Source organism: Galenea microaerophila (genome assembly GCF_054657255.1).
In genome coordinates this window covers 636,403-652,676 of record NZ_BAAHWZ010000001.1, presented here as the reverse complement: position 1 = coordinate 652,676, position 16,274 = coordinate 636,403, and the positions used below count along the sequence as shown (strand labels likewise).

Annotated in this window: 13 protein-coding genes and 1 pseudogene; 4 read left to right on the top strand and 10 right to left on the bottom strand. The window is 43.3% G+C overall.

Annotation, left to right across the window (positions count from 1 at the left end):
* Positions 1 to 106: 106 nt before the first annotated feature.
* From trxA to rnd, 4 genes are all read right to left on the bottom strand, one after another.
* On the bottom strand, positions 107 to 478 hold the full coding sequence (trxA, locus tag ACYQ05_RS03165; RefSeq protein WP_459818252.1) for a thioredoxin: 372 nt from the start codon (positions 476 to 478) through the stop codon (positions 107 to 109).
* Between the two features lie 10 nt (positions 479 to 488).
* The gene (locus tag ACYQ05_RS03160; RefSeq protein ID WP_459818250.1) at positions 489 to 1,871 is read right to left on the bottom strand and encodes a class II fumarate hydratase; all 1,383 of its coding nucleotides are present in this window, start codon (positions 1,869 to 1,871) and stop codon (positions 489 to 491) included.
* Between the two features lie 76 nt (positions 1,872 to 1,947).
* Positions 1,948 to 3,243 carry a 6-phosphofructokinase gene (locus ACYQ05_RS03155; RefSeq protein ID WP_459818248.1) on the bottom strand — a complete coding sequence of 432 codons (1,296 nt, stop codon included), beginning with the start codon at positions 3,241 to 3,243 and terminating at the stop codon, positions 1,948 to 1,950.
* Positions 3,240 to 4,421 (bottom strand): ribonuclease D, encoded by a 1,182-nt coding sequence (gene rnd, locus ACYQ05_RS03150; protein ID WP_459818246.1) that lies wholly within the window; start codon positions 4,419 to 4,421, stop codon positions 3,240 to 3,242. Before rnd ends, ACYQ05_RS03155 begins: the two co-directional genes overlap by 4 nt.
* Before the next feature lie 28 nt (positions 4,422 to 4,449).
* Here rnd and mpl point away from each other — a divergent pair, with 28 nt between their 5' ends.
* Positions 4,450 to 5,886, top strand: a complete 1,437-nt coding sequence (mpl, locus tag ACYQ05_RS03145; RefSeq protein ID WP_459818244.1) for a UDP-N-acetylmuramate:L-alanyl-gamma-D-glutamyl-meso-diaminopimelate ligase — start codon at positions 4,450 to 4,452, stop codon at positions 5,884 to 5,886.
* A 112-nt stretch (positions 5,887 to 5,998) separates the two neighbouring features.
* On the opposite strand, the gene ACYQ05_RS03140 is transcribed toward mpl, so the two are convergent.
* The gene (locus ACYQ05_RS03140) at positions 5,999 to 6,772 is read right to left on the bottom strand and encodes an elongation factor-1 alpha (RefSeq protein ID WP_459818242.1); all 774 of its coding nucleotides are present in this window, start codon (positions 6,770 to 6,772) and stop codon (positions 5,999 to 6,001) included.
* 243 nt (positions 6,773 to 7,015) lie between these two features.
* Between ACYQ05_RS03140 and ACYQ05_RS03135 the strand changes: the two genes are divergently transcribed.
* Positions 7,016 to 9,232 (top strand): methyl-accepting chemotaxis protein, encoded by a 2,217-nt coding sequence (locus ACYQ05_RS03135; protein ID WP_459818240.1) that lies wholly within the window; start codon positions 7,016 to 7,018, stop codon positions 9,230 to 9,232.
* 89 nt (positions 9,233 to 9,321) lie between these two features.
* Here the strand turns inward: ACYQ05_RS03135 and ACYQ05_RS03130 are convergent, their stop codons facing one another.
* Both ACYQ05_RS03130 and ACYQ05_RS03125 read right to left on the bottom strand, forming a co-directional pair.
* A complete protein-coding gene (locus tag ACYQ05_RS03130) occupies positions 9,322 to 10,530 on the bottom strand; it encodes an IS256 family transposase (protein WP_459819032.1) in 1,209 nt (402 codons plus the stop codon).
* A gap of 246 nt (positions 10,531 to 10,776) precedes the next feature.
* Positions 10,777 to 11,301 (bottom strand): elongation factor P hydroxylase, encoded by a 525-nt coding sequence (locus ACYQ05_RS03125; protein WP_459818238.1) that lies wholly within the window; start codon positions 11,299 to 11,301, stop codon positions 10,777 to 10,779.
* Positions 11,302 to 11,376: 75 nt separating this feature from the next.
* Between ACYQ05_RS03125 and ACYQ05_RS03120 the strand changes: the two genes are divergently transcribed.
* A complete protein-coding gene (locus tag ACYQ05_RS03120; RefSeq protein ID WP_459818236.1) occupies positions 11,377 to 11,874 on the top strand; it encodes an efflux RND transporter periplasmic adaptor subunit in 498 nt (165 codons plus the stop codon).
* On the top strand, positions 11,874 to 12,161 hold the full coding sequence (locus ACYQ05_RS03115; protein ID WP_459818234.1) for a hypothetical protein: 288 nt from the start codon (positions 11,874 to 11,876) through the stop codon (positions 12,159 to 12,161). The genes ACYQ05_RS03120 and ACYQ05_RS03115 overlap by 1 nt, the downstream gene beginning before the upstream one ends.
* A gap of 26 nt (positions 12,162 to 12,187) precedes the next feature.
* Here ACYQ05_RS03115 and ACYQ05_RS03110 read toward each other — a convergent pair whose 3' ends face one another.
* The 3 genes and pseudogenes from ACYQ05_RS03110 to ACYQ05_RS03100 form a co-directional block, all read right to left on the bottom strand.
* On the bottom strand, positions 12,188 to 14,137 hold the full coding sequence (locus ACYQ05_RS03110) for a hypothetical protein (protein ID WP_459818232.1): 1,950 nt from the start codon (positions 14,135 to 14,137) through the stop codon (positions 12,188 to 12,190).
* Between the two features lie 276 nt (positions 14,138 to 14,413).
* A pseudogene (locus ACYQ05_RS03105) lies at positions 14,414 to 15,049 on the bottom strand (methyl-accepting chemotaxis protein); the annotation flags it as partial.
* 643 nt (positions 15,050 to 15,692) lie between these two features.
* Positions 15,693 to 16,202, bottom strand: a complete 510-nt coding sequence (locus ACYQ05_RS03100) for a PAS domain-containing protein (RefSeq protein WP_459818230.1) — start codon at positions 16,200 to 16,202, stop codon at positions 15,693 to 15,695.
* Positions 16,203 to 16,274: the final 72 nt, after the last annotated feature.

The window sequence follows — 16,274 nt, the reverse complement described above, 5'->3', positions numbered from 1 at the left end:
AAATGGGCTGAGGAAAACAATGATTGAATGCATGCAGTTTTTGCAAAGCTAGACAGACAAACCATTCAATCAAAATCTTCCACAAAAGTTTCTCTAATTTAAAAAACTACTCAGCTTCTTTTTGTTGCGCTTCTAGATCTTTACGCACTTGATCCATATCGAGCGTTTTTAATTGTTCAATCGCTTCTTCTAGATTCGCTTCTGGAATCAAGCCAGGGTTGGCATAGACCACAATCTTTTCACGCATTAAGACAATAGTTGGAATGGATCTGACCTGAAACATGGCCGCCAGCTCTTGTTCAGCTTCCACATCGACTTTGGCAAAAGCAATCTCAGGATGCTTTTCAGCGACTTTTTCAAAAATGGGACCGAATTGTTTGCAAGGGCCGCACCATTCTGCCCAGAAGTCAAAAATGACCATTTCATTATTCTCAATGACTTCTTCAAAGTTGTCTTTAGTTACATTTATGATACTCATAATCGTTTCCTTATTTTTGGTTAGTGGTTAAAAGTTTAGGGTTTAAGTAAGTTTTTAGGGTTTCTTCATCTAGATCGGTCATTTCTAGGGCAACTTCCAAAACTGGGCGTCCAGTCTGATAAGCGGTTTTGGCGATTTGTGCGCCTTTTTCATAGCCCACAATTGGATTGAGTGCGGTGACCAAAATAGGATTGACCGCCAAAGCTTTTTGCAGGTTTTCTTCATTCACGGTAAAACCAGAAATGGCCTGATCTGCAAGTTGTCTTAGGGCGTTGGTAGCGATTTCGATGCTTTGGAGCAAATTATCTGCAATCATCGGCAACATGACATTGAGTTCAAAATTACCTGATTGCCCGCCGATGGTAATGGCGGTGTGATTACCCATTATCTGTGCAGACACCATTGCAACCGCTTCCGGTATAACTGGGTTAACTTTGCCAGGCATAATCGAGCTTCCGGGTTGCAAAGCAGGCAGTTGGATTTCTCCCAGTCCTGCTAGAGGGCCAGAGTTCATCCAGCGTAAATCATTGGCAATTTTCATCATGGCGACAGCCAATACATTGAGTTGCCCACTTAGTTCAACCGCAGTATCTTGCGTACTTATGCCGACAAATAGATTAGGCATGGGCTCAAAGGGAATGCCTGTCGCTTGCGTTAAATGTTGACACACTAATGAGCCAAATTGAGGATGTGCGTTAACGCCAGTGCCCACAGCGGTACCGCCTTGAGGCAGGCGGTGCAGCCGTTTGCTACAGTCTTCAATTCTTTCAATCGTGTCTTTTATTTGCTGTTGCCAGGTGGATAGGGTTTGTCCTAAAGTTACCGGCATGGCATCCATTAAATGGGTGCGACCCGTCTTGACAACTTGACCCACCTCTTCAATTTTCTGTTCTAGCACGTCCACCATATGGTGCATGGCCGGTAAAAGTTGGGTGTGCAGTGAAATGGAAGCGGCAACATGAATTGTGGTGGGGATGACATCATTTGAGCTCTGGCTCATATTCACATCATCATTGGGGTGTACGGTTACGCCAGCTTGTTGCGTCAGTGAGGCAATGACCTCATTGGCATTCATATTGGTGCTGGTTCCGGAGCCGGTTTGAAAAATATCAATGGGGAATTGGTCATTATATTCCCCGGCGATCAATTTTTCAGCTGCTTCAACAATCGCTTGCGCCTTTTCACTAGGCAATAAGTCGAGTTCAGCATTACTCTGTGCACAGGCGCGTTTCACTTGGCCTAAAGCTTGAATGAATTGAGGGGGCAAAGGGCGGCCACTGATGGGAAAGTTATTAATGGCTCTTTGGGTTTGTGCACCATACAGGGCATCCGCGGGGACTTCAAGTTCTCCCATACTGTCTTTTTCAATACGAAATTTTTCTGTTGTCATCATAAGAAAGAATAGGTAAATAGATTAATTAATAGATTAAGTTTTAATAGAAATCATAACATTCTTAAGCGCGGTTTGTTTAAATTTCAGAAACACGAGACCGATCGATCGCATAAGGCGGCAGCACTTTAGGCAGTAATTCAAAAGCGATAGGGGCGATATCCGGTAGCCCCCGCTTAAAGACCGGATGGCGTTCGCCTTTTACCAGAGGGGTCAAATAATCGATTGCAGCTTGCGTAACATCCATGCCGTCTGCCGTTAAATACTCATCAGGTACATGCTTTTCTAAATCGGCCACTGCCATCAGCTTCACATTTTTATATCGCCAGACAAAGGGAGTGGCGTGAATCATTTCAACAACGGGTAAGACCCCATGATGTCCTTCTAAGGCTGCGGTAACAGACGCTTTGCCTGCGCGATAGGCCATCTCCCAGTCAGTGGCGGAAACCAGATGAGAAGCGGAGCGCTGTAAGTAGTCGGGCACGGCGCTGTGGGTTTTGCAGTGCAGGGTTGAACGTACCATATTGGCCAGTGTATGCGCCACACCGCCTAGTTGTGGGTAGTCTTTATATTCGGTATGTTCTATATTTTGAATCGCTACATATTGACCTGATTCATCCTGAAGCCCTTCAGAGACCACACAGACACAATACCCATTATGCGCAATGAGCTCTTTGACTCTGTTTAAAAATTGAGTTTGATTAAAAGGGCGTTCAGCGGGGAGAATGATGAGAGGCACATCAGGTATTTTCGTTTTAATTAGGCCACCGGCCAATGCGAGCCATCCGGCATTACGTCCCATGGCTTCAAGAGCAAAAAATTTGGTGGAGGTGCGGTGCATGGCGTAGAGATCTAAGGTGGCCTCCAAAACGCTGGTGGCGATATATTTGGCGGCACTGCCATAGCCAGGTGAACAGTGCGATAAAGCCAAATCATTATCAATGGTTTTGGCGACACCAATGCAGGTCACAGGATGGCCATGTTCTGTACAGTAGTCGGCCACTTTTTGCGCTGTGACCATGGAACCATTACCGCCATTATAGAAAAAGTAACCGATTTGATAATGTTTAAACACTTGCAAAACCCGCTCATATTGCGCTGGATTTTTATCTAAGGGATCTAAGTCAAATCGACAAGCTTCAAAAGCGGCGCCTGGTAGGTGTTTCAATTTATCCAGGGTGTCGTTATCGATATGAGTGAGATCAATCAGATTTTCTTCTAATACCCCTTCAATGCCATTTTTGGCGGCATAGATGCGATCAAAAACTTCAGGATGGCGTTTGCACATTTCAAACACACCCGCAGCACTGGCATTAATGACAGCGGTAACGCCTCCCGCTTGCGCATAAAGCACATTTCGATTCTGTTTCTTCATTTTTCGTAACCTTCCAATTTAAGGGTTCCGTTTTCAATTTTTAAGCACGCTTTCTGTTGGCAGAGTGCTTGAATGGGTTTTTCAATTAAAAGATGTCGCCAACCCTGTAAAATCTTTTGATGCTTTTCTACTTTTAAGGGGTCGCAATAGGTCAGAATTAATTGGGTGAGCTGCGGTTTATGTAAGAGGTGATTGACTGGTATTTGATATGCCTCAGCCACTTGCTGTATCCAAGCTTGAATCAACAGAGAGAGTTTTTGTTGTTGGCTTGTCAGTTTAGGCGGTTTAGCCGGTTTTTCAGGCCAAGATTCAGGGTGGGCAAAGACTTGATCGATTAAATCAATCCAAGTTTCGCCAAACTGCTGAATGTCAGAAGACTTGAGCTGTGGTAGTTTATACAAGGCTTGCACGGTTTTTGGGGGGCGTTTTGCCAGATCATAGATCAACTCATCTGTGAGCACCCATTTACGTGGTTGATTCAGGGCTTGTGCATGCTGTTCACGCCAAGCGGCTAAGGCGTGGACGATAGCCATCTGTTTCGGTGACATGTGCCGATTTTCAAGTAACTTGGCTGCAGCCGATTCTGGAGAAGTGAGATAAAGCGCAGGGTTTTGCAAGGCTTTAAAATCCTCTTCTAAGGCAGAAAGTTGTTCCGTCGTTAATTGTTGTCGCAGCTTTTGATAGAGTGGTGCAAGGTAGAGGACATCCTCCGCGGCATATTGCAGCTGTTCTGAGTTAAGGGGTCTTTGTCGCCAATCAGTACGCGTTTGGGTTTTGGCTAGAGATTTGCCCAGCAAACTTTCGACCAATTTTGCAAAACCCACACTGTCGCCATAACCTAAAAACAGCGCGGCAATTTGGGTATCAAAAATGGGTGTAGGAAGTTGGCTGCTGGCGAGATAGAGCACTTCTAAATCTTGACGTGCACTGTGAAAAACTTTGGTGACATTGGGGTTAGAGAAAAGTTGCCAAAGAGGTTGCAAGGACGCCTCGGAGAGCGCCAATGGATCAATTAAATAGGTCTGATCCGTGCAGCTTTGAATTTGAATCAAACAGAGCTCTGGATAATAGGTGTTGGTTCGCAGAAACTCTGTGTCAACGGCAATCCAGTCACATTGAGCCATTTGTTGGCAGATATCTGCCAAGGTTTTCTCATCAACGATATAATTTATCTTCATAGGGCAAGTGTAAAGGAAAATACGACAAATGAAAATACATATTCTCGGCATTGCGGGGACTTTTATGGGGGGCATTGCCCAACTGGCGAAAGCGAAAGGGTTTGAGGTCTCTGGATCCGATCGGGCCATCTATCCACCGATGAGTGAGCAATTGGCGCAAGCAGGGGTTGAAGTGATGGATTTAGAGAATACCGCATTTTTGCAGGCCGAACCGGATCAGGTGGTGATCGGTAATGCTTTAAGCCGAGGACAAGTCGCCGTTGAAGCGGTGTTAAATGCACAACAGCCTTATACGTCTGGCCCTCAATGGTTGGCAGAAAATATATTGCAAAACCGTTGGGTGGTGGCAGTGGCCGGTACCCATGGCAAAACGACCACCAGTTCTATGATTGCTTGGATTTTAGAGGCGGCAGGACTGAATCCAGGCTTTTTAATTGGCGGAGTGCCAGAGAATTTTGGGGTTTCAGCACGTTTGGGCGCGTCGCCCTTTTTTGTGGTTGAGGCGGATGAATATGACAGTGCTTTTTTTGATAAACGATCTAAGTTTGTGCATTATCATCCTCGCACCTGTGTATTGAATAATTTAGAGTTTGATCATGCTGATATCTTTCCAGATTTGGCGGCCATTCAAACCCAATTTCACCACCTGGTGCGAACTGTGCCAGGCAATGGGCTGATTATCATGCCGGAATCCGATAGCGCTTTGCAACGGGTGATGCAAAAGGGGTGTTGGACACCGGTGCAGACAAGTGGTGCAAAGGGGGATTGGTGGTTTGAACTTATCCAAGCGGATGGGTCTCAATTTGCCCTCTATTTCCAAGGAGAGCGAGTTACAGAAGTTAATTGGTTGATGCGAGGAGTGCATAATGTGCAGAACGGTATCCATGCCATTGCCGCCGCTGTGCACTGTGGCGTGCCAATCGAAGTGGCCGCTGAGGCTTTGTGTGGTTTTAAGGGGGTTAAACGCCGACTGACCTTATTAGCAAACCCAAAACAGACGCAAGGGGTTTACCTGTATGATGATTTTGCTCATCATCCCACCGCCATTGCCGCCACTCTGCAAGGATTAAAACAGAGTCTCAAGCAAACCGAAGAAAAGCTGGAAACTGGGGTAAAAAAAACCAATTTTCCCAGTCCTGGTGCGCGGAAAGGGCGTTTAATTGCGGTGTTTGAACCGCGTTCGAATACGATGCGGATGGGGGTTCACCGGCAGGCTTTGCCGGCGGCATTTGCTGGGGCAGATGAAGTGTTGGCTTTTATTGATCCCACTTGGGGGTGGCAATTGCCGGTAGAAGCTTTTCCTATGCCTGTTACGGTGGCAGAAACTTATGCGGATTTGCTTGCAGCGCTCTTGAAAAGGGTGCAACCGAATGACGTGGTGGTCTTTATGTCCAATGGCAGCTTTGGTGGGATACAGCAGCAAATGGTTCAGGCGCTAAAAGAACAGAGAGCACCTAACGGATGATTGAATTAGCGGTCTTAGCATTGATTGTGCTTTGGGTTATTTGGATGATTTTTTCGTCGCCAAAATAAAAAGCCCAGCTTAAGCTGCTTTTGCAAGGTTTAGTGGGGGAAAATTAATCCTCACCCCGCCAAGTATTCACTTTTGGGCAACCATGTTTCAGTGGGTAAATCCACATCTGGTAAAGAGATGTAAAGAGCATTACTGTTGCGGCTAAGCTATAGCCAATCCCGCCAATAATCACTAACCAAGCAAACTGGGGGTTAAATTTAGTGAGCCACCAAGAAGAGATGTCAACGATTAAAAAGAGGAAGGGGAAGAGAATCAGTCCCGCTTTGATCCACTTATTAAAGCCAATCGCCATGGAGAAAATAAAACCGATAAAGAAGAAAATAAATGAGATCCCAAATAGGTGAATGTGTGACAGGCGTGTCAAGCTAGAAATAGAGGCACCTTTATCCACTTCAGCCAATTTTGAGATAACTTTATACTGAGTGATATCCGCAAGGGTTGGCATATGCGCATGACACATAGCGCAGCGTTTATTGACGATGGGTTGAATAGTGGTTTCCCAAGTTTTTTGATCGGCGCCATTGCGTGCCCATTTAATAATGGTCAATCTTTCTTGTGGGGGCGCTTTGTCTTTCATAGAACCATTGAGTTTGGCCTCAATCGTTGAACCATGACGGTTGCCATAGTAGCTGTAAACAATATCATCAACCGAAATCCCGAATTTTCCGTCGGCCATCCCGTGGGTGAGTAGAATTTGTGCGCCTGCCATTAACAGGCCAAGCCCTACGACCAGAATATAGCCGGTAAACAAAGCTTTGACAGGAAGTGAAAGGCAAGGCAAATTGAGCCAAGTCAGTTCTTTTGGTTGATCTTTCATAAGCATACAACCTTCTGTTATGAATATTATTGAAAATTTTTATTTCTGGTTTTTAATATTTTATTATAAAAATAGGTAACAATTAAGATATATTCTATAATGATAAATAAATTTAATAAACATGACTTATTTCTAACATGTCTTAGTCTATTATGTTGGCATGTTTTGTGCTTGTATTTATAGAGAAAACGGTTCTATTTAACTAGGTAGTCAATGCCTCAATAAATGTCAAAGAGGGAAAAGATGTTTAAGAATGCAAAGTTAAGCACTAAAGTGCATATTCCTATGATTGTGACCATGGTCATAGGGCTGTTGCTTGTTTTGATCTACTCATATAGTGTAGTGAAAGATGTGAAAAAAGAGGTGTATGAAGAGATTGGTCAGCAAATCAATCACTTTGTAGAGGAATCACTGAAGGAAAGTGAAATCTTTGTTAAAACCAGCTCGATCTACTTGTCTGACAGTGAAGCGATTAAGCAAGGTCTGTTAACAGGCAACCGACAAATGGTCCTCAAGGCGCTACAGTTGATGCAACAAAATATTCGCACGCATTCCGGTTTTAAAACCGTTAAATACCATGTGCACACAAAAGATCTGCACAGTTTTGTGCGTTCATGGGCACCTCAGAAGTTTGGGGATGACCTCAGTGATTTTCGTTTAGATTTAGTGAAATTGAAGCAAGTGCAAAAGCCAATGATCGCTTATAACGTTGGCCGTGTCGGTTTGGTGCTAAGAGGTCTTGCTCCCATTTATGATCAAGGCAGTTATATTGGCTCTATTGAAACCATTGTAGGATTTGATAAGTTGATTCAAGATGCGCAAAAGCAACATTTTGTTGTGGGTATTTTGATGGATAAAAAATATCTTTCAATTGCTTCAAAGGTTCAAAATGCACCCTATGATAATGGGTTTGTCTGGGTGGGAGGCTCGCAAGCTCCCCAATTTAAAGACGCGTTAAATGCGTTGAAGGCGCTAAAAACAGGTGAAGTTCAGTTAAAAGACTTTTTAGGGGTGATCAAGCCAATTCGAGATGTGAATAAAAATGTGATTGGTTATCTGGTCGTCGCGGAGTCCAATGCAGAAGCAGAAAAAGTGATAGAGGTTTCAACCTATGGGCTTTATACGCAAATTGCTGCCATGGTGATTGCCGATCTATTGGTACTCTTTATATTGCTATGGATTGTTAAGCGCATTATTGTAAAACCCATTCAAGAGTTAGATCAACTGGCGGGTGAGTTGGCGAGTGGAGAAGTACAATATGGCAAACGCTTGCCTGTTAACTCTGAAGATGAAATTGGCGAGGCTTCACGAAACTTTAATCGATTTATTGAAAAAGTTGAAGGTTTGGCTAAAGAAGCTGAAGCCAAAGCGGAAGAGGCGAAGCGCTCTGAAGCGCGGGCATTAGAAAGTATGAGAAAGTCTGAGCTATTGGTTGACCTTTCCAATAGCATGATTGATGGCAGTATACACAATACGAGTAATATTCAGGGGTCCATGACGCACGCCATTGATAATATTCGTGATGTCAATCAACTGAATGCGAAGACGGGAGAGGTGATCTCTGAGGTCACGGATAATACTGAAGAGATTATCGGAAAATTACACACAATGCGTGAGCTAGCTGATCAAAGTAAGCAAAAGGCAACCGAGTTAGATACCTCAGTGAATGAAATTGGCAATGTCATTAATTTGATTAAGGATATTTCGGAGCAAACCAATCTATTGGCACTGAATGCGGCGATTGAAGCGGCGCGTGCAGGTGAATATGGACGTGGCTTTGCCGTAGTGGCTGAAGAGGTGCGTGATCTTGCGAATCGAACCCAAAAAGCGGCGCAAGAAGTTGAACAGAATATTGAACAGCTGCGTGAACACAGTTCAGAGATGGTCAATACAGGTGAGCGCAATGCAGAAAATGCCAATGAATCAATTCAGAAATTAGACGGTTTCCGTCAGACTTTGAATGATTTAGTGTTGAATGCGAATCTGATCGCTTCGGATAATCGTAAAATTTCTTATGAAATGTTTACCAACTTGGCTAAATTGGATCACTTGCTCTTTAAGACCAATGCCTATGCTTCAATCTTTAGGGAAAAATTGCAAGCCCAATTTAGTGATCACCACAGTTGTCGTCTAGGGAAATGGTATGATCAAGGCGAAGGGCATCAATACCTCAGTAAGGCTCCTTCTTATGGCCAAATTGAAGGACCGCATAAGCGCGTGCATGACCACATATTACATGCTTTACAGTGTGTAGAAACACATCGTTGTGTTGAAAATAAAGAGAGTGTAGTGGCCGATTTCCATGCCGCTGAGTCTGCAAGTAGAGAGCTATTTGTCATCTTAGATCGTGTGATTAATGAGGCTGTTGAAGAAATAGGGCGAAAATCTCAGCAGATGCAAAGTGAACTTTCTATGACTTATCAAGAAACAGAAGAAGGTGAAGAGAAAACGGCGCCTTAATTGATCCAGAAGTTGTTAGATTTAAAAAACCAGGCAATTGCCTGGTTTTTTATGAGCCTGTAAATAATTCTGTGTAAACGCTCGGTTGATCAAACATAAGGTTTCAAACGTTCCTCATGCAGAATCATAAACTGATTCATGGCAGCTTTCCAGTCTCGAATCGGCATGGTCCATTTTTTTGAGGCCGACTCAATGGCCAGAAAGATGATCTTGAACGCTGAATTGTCATGATTGAAGATCTTGCGGTTTTTCGTCGCTTTTCGGATCACCGAGTTCAAAGATTCAATTGCATTCGTCGTATAGATCACCTTGCGGATCGCCTGAGGGTACTGGAACAGCGTGGCCACATTGTCCCAATTGTTGCGCCAGGAACGACCGATATTGGGGAATTTGTCATCCCAGCGACTCTCGAACTGCTCCAGCGCCAATAAGGCTTCTTCTTTGGTTACTGACTGGTAAACCTGTTTGAGGTCGTTGGCGACCTGTTTGCGCTCTTTGTAACCAACATAACGCAGGGAATTGCGCACCATGTGCACTATGCAAAGCTGAACGTCTGCCTGAGGGAAGACGGTATTGATGGCCTCCGGGAAGCCTGTCAGCCCATCAACGCTGGCGACCAGTATGTCCTTGATGCCTCGGGCTTCAAGGTCGTTTAAAACGCTCAACCAGAACTTGGATGACTCGGTCTCAGACAGCCACAGGCCCAGATATTCTTTATGGCCATCGGTATTGACGCCAAGCGCTATATACATGGTTTTTCGCACCACCTGTTTGTCCTGGCGAACCTTGATGACTATGCCATCGAGATACAGCAACGGATAGACTTCGTCCAACGGACGAGAACGCCAGAGGGTGACTTTTTCCATGACCGCTTCGGTGACCTTGGAGATCAGTGTTGGCGAGACATCAGCGCCATACATCTCTTTGAACGTTGCCACTATGTCTCGGGTGGTCATGCCTTTGGCATAAAGCGCCAGTATCTGGTCATCCATGCTGGTCAGGCGGGTTTCGCCTTTTTTGATAATGGTGGGGTTAAACTCACTCTGGCGATCCCGAGGGATGGCGATTTCCACTTCGCCATGGTCGCCTTTGAGGGTTTTGTATGAGTAGCCGTTTCGGCTGTTGTCGCTGTCGGAACTGTGGTGCTTGGGATAGCCCAGATGCTCTTCCATTTCAGCACCGAGGGCGGCTTCAACGGTCATTTTAAGCAGACTGGCTGAGAGGTCAGACAAGTCACTCTGGGTTTTAATATCCTTGGCCAGCTCAGCGGCCATGGCTTTGAGTTTTTCTTGGTCAATGTTGCTCATAGGATTTTTCCTTTTTTTGGGAAATTGTAAACTATGAGCGTTTACACAATTTAATTTACAGGCTCGTTTTTATTACAATGAGACCTTTGCACGAGATGGTTCTACGGCTAAAAATGGCTAAAATTTCCCCTATCGTTGTTGGAAAACTTGGCAATAGCGGGCTATTGCCTGCGTTTCCCGCCTAGATATGGAAAATTTTTTCTCATTTTTAGCTCGCATCCCACTCATGCAAAGGTCTCATAATAAAAATTTTTGGGGCGTTAAAGCGGTTCCATAGTGTTGGCAGAGTACTTGTGAAAACTGTTCAGCATTGCGCGGCATGCCCTCAACAAGATAGGTGTGCACTTGATTTAGCACCGATTGTTTAAAGGTTTCTGAAAGGCCAACTTCGCCGTTGAGATTGTCTGCACTGAAATGAAATGGAAAGTCCGCGCAGACAGAAAAAATCCATTCTAACGCTTGTGGTTTGACTTCAACCTTTTCAAATTCGGCCTGCTGTTCAGCATTGCGTCCATCCGGCTGATACCAATAGCCGAAATCTTCCAGCTGGCGCCTTGCTTTACCGGCTATGCACCAGTGTGCCACTTCATGTAAAGCACTGGCAAAAAAACCATGTGCAAAGATAATTCGATGATGAGGGTAATTTTCATCCGCAGGTCGATAAATGGGTTCTGCTTCACAACAGACCAGCTCTGTATTTTCAGTTTCTAAGAAGGTTTGGTTAAACAGTTGAATCAAGGTGTCAATCTGATGATGAGGCATATTTATAAGGTCAGTTTTTTCCTAAAAAAAAGCATTTTAGTTAAAATAGCAGGTAATTTGAAGAGGAGATCAGAGATGAAGCAGTCGATTGGATTGGGTATTGGGTTACTACTGTTTTCTTTGACCAGTCTGGCACAGACGGTTCAGATAGGCGCATTAGTGAGTGGTCAAGTTGTGAAAGTATATGTTAAACCCCAACAAGTAGTGGATAAGGGGCAGAAATTGCTTGAAATTGACAGTGAAGCTTATCATGCTAGGTTAGAGCGCTTACAAGCACAATTGGCTCAAGAGGAGTTGAAACTGACGGATGCGAAAATTGAGTTAGAGAAACAAAAAGATCTGTATGATCGAACGGTAACGGCGAAAAGAAAGCTGGAAAAAACGCAGTTGGCCTATGATCTTCAAAAGCAGAAAGTTAAAGCAGCGTCTGCCGCTGTTAAGGCACATCAAGCATGGCAGAAGTATTATCATATCGTGGCACCGGTTAATGGGCGTATTATTAAGATTTTTGCCCCACAAGGCAGTACAGTGTATCGAGAAAATACCCCTTTAATGAGTTTGGAGCGTCGTTAATGCAACAGTGGAAAATTCGATTCGCTTATGGTTTGAAATATTGGCGGTTAGCCATTCATCTGATTTTTAAAACCAAGCATTTTGGCGTCAATAATCGCTGGTGGGTGCAGCAACCCAGTGCGATTGGATGGCATTGGTGGCAGATTCTATGGGGCATTTTAACCATTATGCCTATTTGGCGAAATTATCAGTCACTGCAAGTCAGAAGCTGTTTGGGGTGGATGCCGCAGCATGAATGTGAACAGTTAGGGTTTGACCAACGTATAAAAAAAGCAACGAAAAAGTAAAGATCCGCTATATAGCGCTTAAGCGCTTATTTGATATCTTCGTAGTGCTCGCCACGCTTGGCTTGAACATGTAAAGGCAATTTGTATCCTGATTCTAAACGATTGCCACCCCAATTGATGTAAAAAGCAAGCGTACTGTTTTGTTCTGTAAAATAACGCACGCCGAGTTGAAAACCGCTAAAGAAATAATGCATGCCAACAAAAGGAGAGCTGATATCTGTTTCCAGCTTTTGAGTGGAATTGTTGCTTTGGCTTAGATTCAATCTTCGATAGCCCCCTTCCAATAGAAGAAGGTTGCCATCAAAACTATGATAAACCCCTGCCATGGCAGAAAGGGGAAAGCCGGTTAACTCTGTTTGGCCATAAATTGAATGGGTATTATCACTCGTTGAGACCATGCCGACACCACCTCCAAAAAAGGTAAAGGTATTGAAATGGCGATAAGTGATATTGTAACCAGCTGTTGTGGGATCGTAGTTAAGGGCTTGCCCGCTTTTTTTGCCTTCATTCGTTTGATACACAGCTTTGTTATTAGGTGAACCGCCGACAATAAACCCAAAACTCCAAATATCCCCTTTACGATAAAATTGTCGATATTGTGGAGAGAAATAGCGTCGCTTAATAGACTGATCTTTTGCGAGTACAAAACGGTCATCAATAATTTGATATTCTGGATCGTGGTTGGCTTTTTGCACTTGGACTTGATAGGTGCCAACTTGTAATCTGGGGTTATGGTAGCTTTCATGACCTTGATAGAGGCGTTGCCCCTTTGGGGAAATCACCTTTAGCTCGTCATCATCACTGGAAAGCGTTAAAGTCACCGAACCAAAAGTCAATTTTTCAAATGCCTTATAGAAAACAGCATCAAATCCAGGTGTTAATGAGAGTGTTTTTTGTAGGCCTGGATATTGCCCTTTTCGATGAATAATCAAAGTGTAGACATGCCCTGCGTTGACTTCAAGTGGGATGGCTTCTGGTGTGGTAATACTGGCAATGGTTTGGTTGTTTTCTTTCAGTTCAGCCACAAAGCCTTTCGGCTGAGTATTGATATAAAGCGTGGAATAACGACTGCCCTGAATAAAGGTGTTGAGCAAGTAAGGTTGACCATTTAAAAGTAGCTGGATTTGTGTGCTTTGCGAAAGCGTGGCTACTACAATACGTCCTAGCTTGTCTGTATAGCCCGTGTTCTGATTCACTTTAACCTTAATGCCTGGGATTGGGTCTAAGGTGTGGGCGTCTAAAAAATAGATTGCGTAAACTTGATTGTCTTTGGTGGTCGCGGTTTGAATTTGCTTTAATAGGGTTTGAATTTGTTGCTGAAACCAAGCTTCAAAAGTGTAACGCACTCCGTTGAGTAGAAGGGTTTCATCTTCGATATGAAATTGATGCATGGTTTGCAGGCCCTGTTCGAGCCATTGGATTTTTTCAGCAATGGTCTGCGCCTGTTGAAATTGGTTAATCGCCACCAAAGTGGCTGCAGTTCTTTTCGCTTTCGCTTTGATTTTTGCAATGGTGTCAGCATCTGCACCGACAACAGCAAAATAGGTGTGGTAAAGCCGTTGTTGCTGAATCACTTTGGTATTTTCTAATTCAACAGATGAAAAAGTCGCAGATTGTATGTTTTGTTGGCGACGATATTCTTGGGTCACCGTTTCTCCTGATTGACTTTGCATCACCTGAAGGTTTTGATGGGTTTTCTTTTGCACCAAGGTTAAAATTTGATTGGCGAGATCAATGCGGGCATTTTGTATCGCTTCCTCTGGCGTTTGGCCAGTTCCTATGCCGTAGGTAGCCTGATTTTGATGGCTATATTCGTTGCGCAGCGCATTGAGCTTCTTATAAATTTGAATTTGTTGCCATGCCTCGTCTTTTGCAGGTGCATGGCTGCAACCGGAAAGCATTAAGAGAAAAGAAAAGCCTAGAATCAATAGAGAAAGTGATTTGTGATTGAAAGCTAAATAGGCATGAGCATTCATTAAGAGTGTCCTGTTAGATTAAAGGTTATCATAGATGAATTCCCAGAATTCAAAAAGGGGCATTACCCCCTTTTTTTAGGACGCTTTAGAACTGTTTTTGAAAAGTTGATTTTCATACTCAACTACTAAACGGTTAAGCAGGTTAAAGAACGTAGCGGAACTATCTTCAGCCTGTTTAAAGTGTTCAATGATTTCATTGCGGTGTTTAACCAACTCAAAGTTTTTTTCTTCATCATAGTCACTTTCATCTGGCAAAAATTGCATCACTTCAAGTAATAGTTGATGGAGTGCCTTATGAGGCTGCTCAATTTCAGCAAAAGCGGGAAGGTGTTCGAAGGCATTTTCTTTATTAAGCGCATTGTAATACCATTGGCCAAATGAGCAATGCTTATGGTCAACCAAATTTTTATTTTTAGTGCCATGAAACACGCTACTATAGGCTCTATTTTTAAACAGAATATGGTTTAATTTTACCAGAGAGATAAAAATTGAGGTATAAACGGCCAAAGCGGTTTTATTGGTAAACTCTGCATTTTCATTGACTTTTTGTAGAATCGATTGAAAACTTTCAATAAAGCTTTTAACCTGAGTCGCGGTTTGTGTCATGTTTCTGGAGTGTTCAAAAGTAGTTTGACTTTTCTGTTGCAAATTCTGAATAGAGTGCGTCACTTCATTGGCGGCTTCTTGTGTCTTTTGCGAAAGTGCACGGACTTCATCAGCGACCACAGCAAAGCCACGACCATACTCTCCAGCACGTGCGGCTTCAATGGCGGCATTCAGAGCGAGTAAATTGGTCTGCTCAGCAATTTCTTTAATTAAATTGATGACATTATTAATGTTTGAGACTTGATGTTCTAGTTCTGTAATCACTGTGTTTGATTGTTCAATCTCTAGGGTGAGGTGATCAATCTGTTGCATAATATTCTGTAAATTCTCAACACTTTCTTGTGAAACTTTAGTTGTTTCTTCACTGGCGTCACGAATGGTTTGTGCTTTTTGATTGGTTTGATTGAGATCTTCTTCAATAATCTGTAAACCACGAACAATCCCCCCACCCATTTGAGAAAGATCACTATTGATTTTTATACGGTTGAGCAGGGCTTGATTTCTTTTCATGGCCTGAAGAGGGACATTCAATTTGCCGGCATTTATTTTGAAAACGCCTTGAAAACCACGAGTAATCGTTGGGCGGTAAAAAATGCCTTGGCTGGCCTTTTCAATAGGCGCTTCAATTTCTCGCATATAGGCATCCACTTGATCAAAAAAGTAGTTAAGATCATCTGTTAACTGTTTAAGCACGCCTTTATCTTTAAAAAGGATAATGCGAGCCTCTAAGTCCCCTTTAGAGGCTTCTCTAATGACAGAAGTAATGTCGCGGACATTGCTGCGCACTTTTCTCACCAAAATAAAAATCCACCATGCCAAAACGAAGTTGAGTAAGGAGATGATCATTACAGGATTAAAACCATAAATTAGAAGGCCACCGATCAAGGAGAGAGCAAATAAGATGATGGATGCGATATTGGCAATCTGAATTTTATCCAGTGAGGAGCGATTAGAGAGAAAAGATAAAGTCTTCATAACTCATCTCCTTTTCTTTAAGTTTTTGATTAAGGTTGGCTTCTGCTGCCTGCAGGGATTGTGTGCGTTCAATTTGGAGAAGCTCTTGATAGAGGGGGATAATTTTTTCAACTTTCTCTCTTTCTGGCGCACGACGGTCAGAGTGATAGCCAATGATTTGTTGCGTTTCAAAATGGCGAGAAGGGGTCACATGGGCGAGTACCCAATAATAGCCGCCATCCTTCGTCATATTTTTGATATAGCCCCAAAACTCATCTTCGGCTTTGAGATGATCCCACAGAATTTTAAATACCACTTTCGGCATATCAGGGTGACGAATCATATTGTGAGGTTGGCCAATTAGCTCCTCTTCTGTATAACCGCTGATTTCGATAAAGTATTGATTTACATAAGTAATCGTGCCATTTATGTCCGTTTTAGAGACGATAAAGTGGTTTTCGTCTAACTGATATTCCTTATTAATTGGAATCGGTTGTTGCCGCATAAAGCTTTCCTTTATGATTTTATTTCAGAATTAGTTAAAAATTTGAAGCAATTTAAGTGCCAAGTATTAACT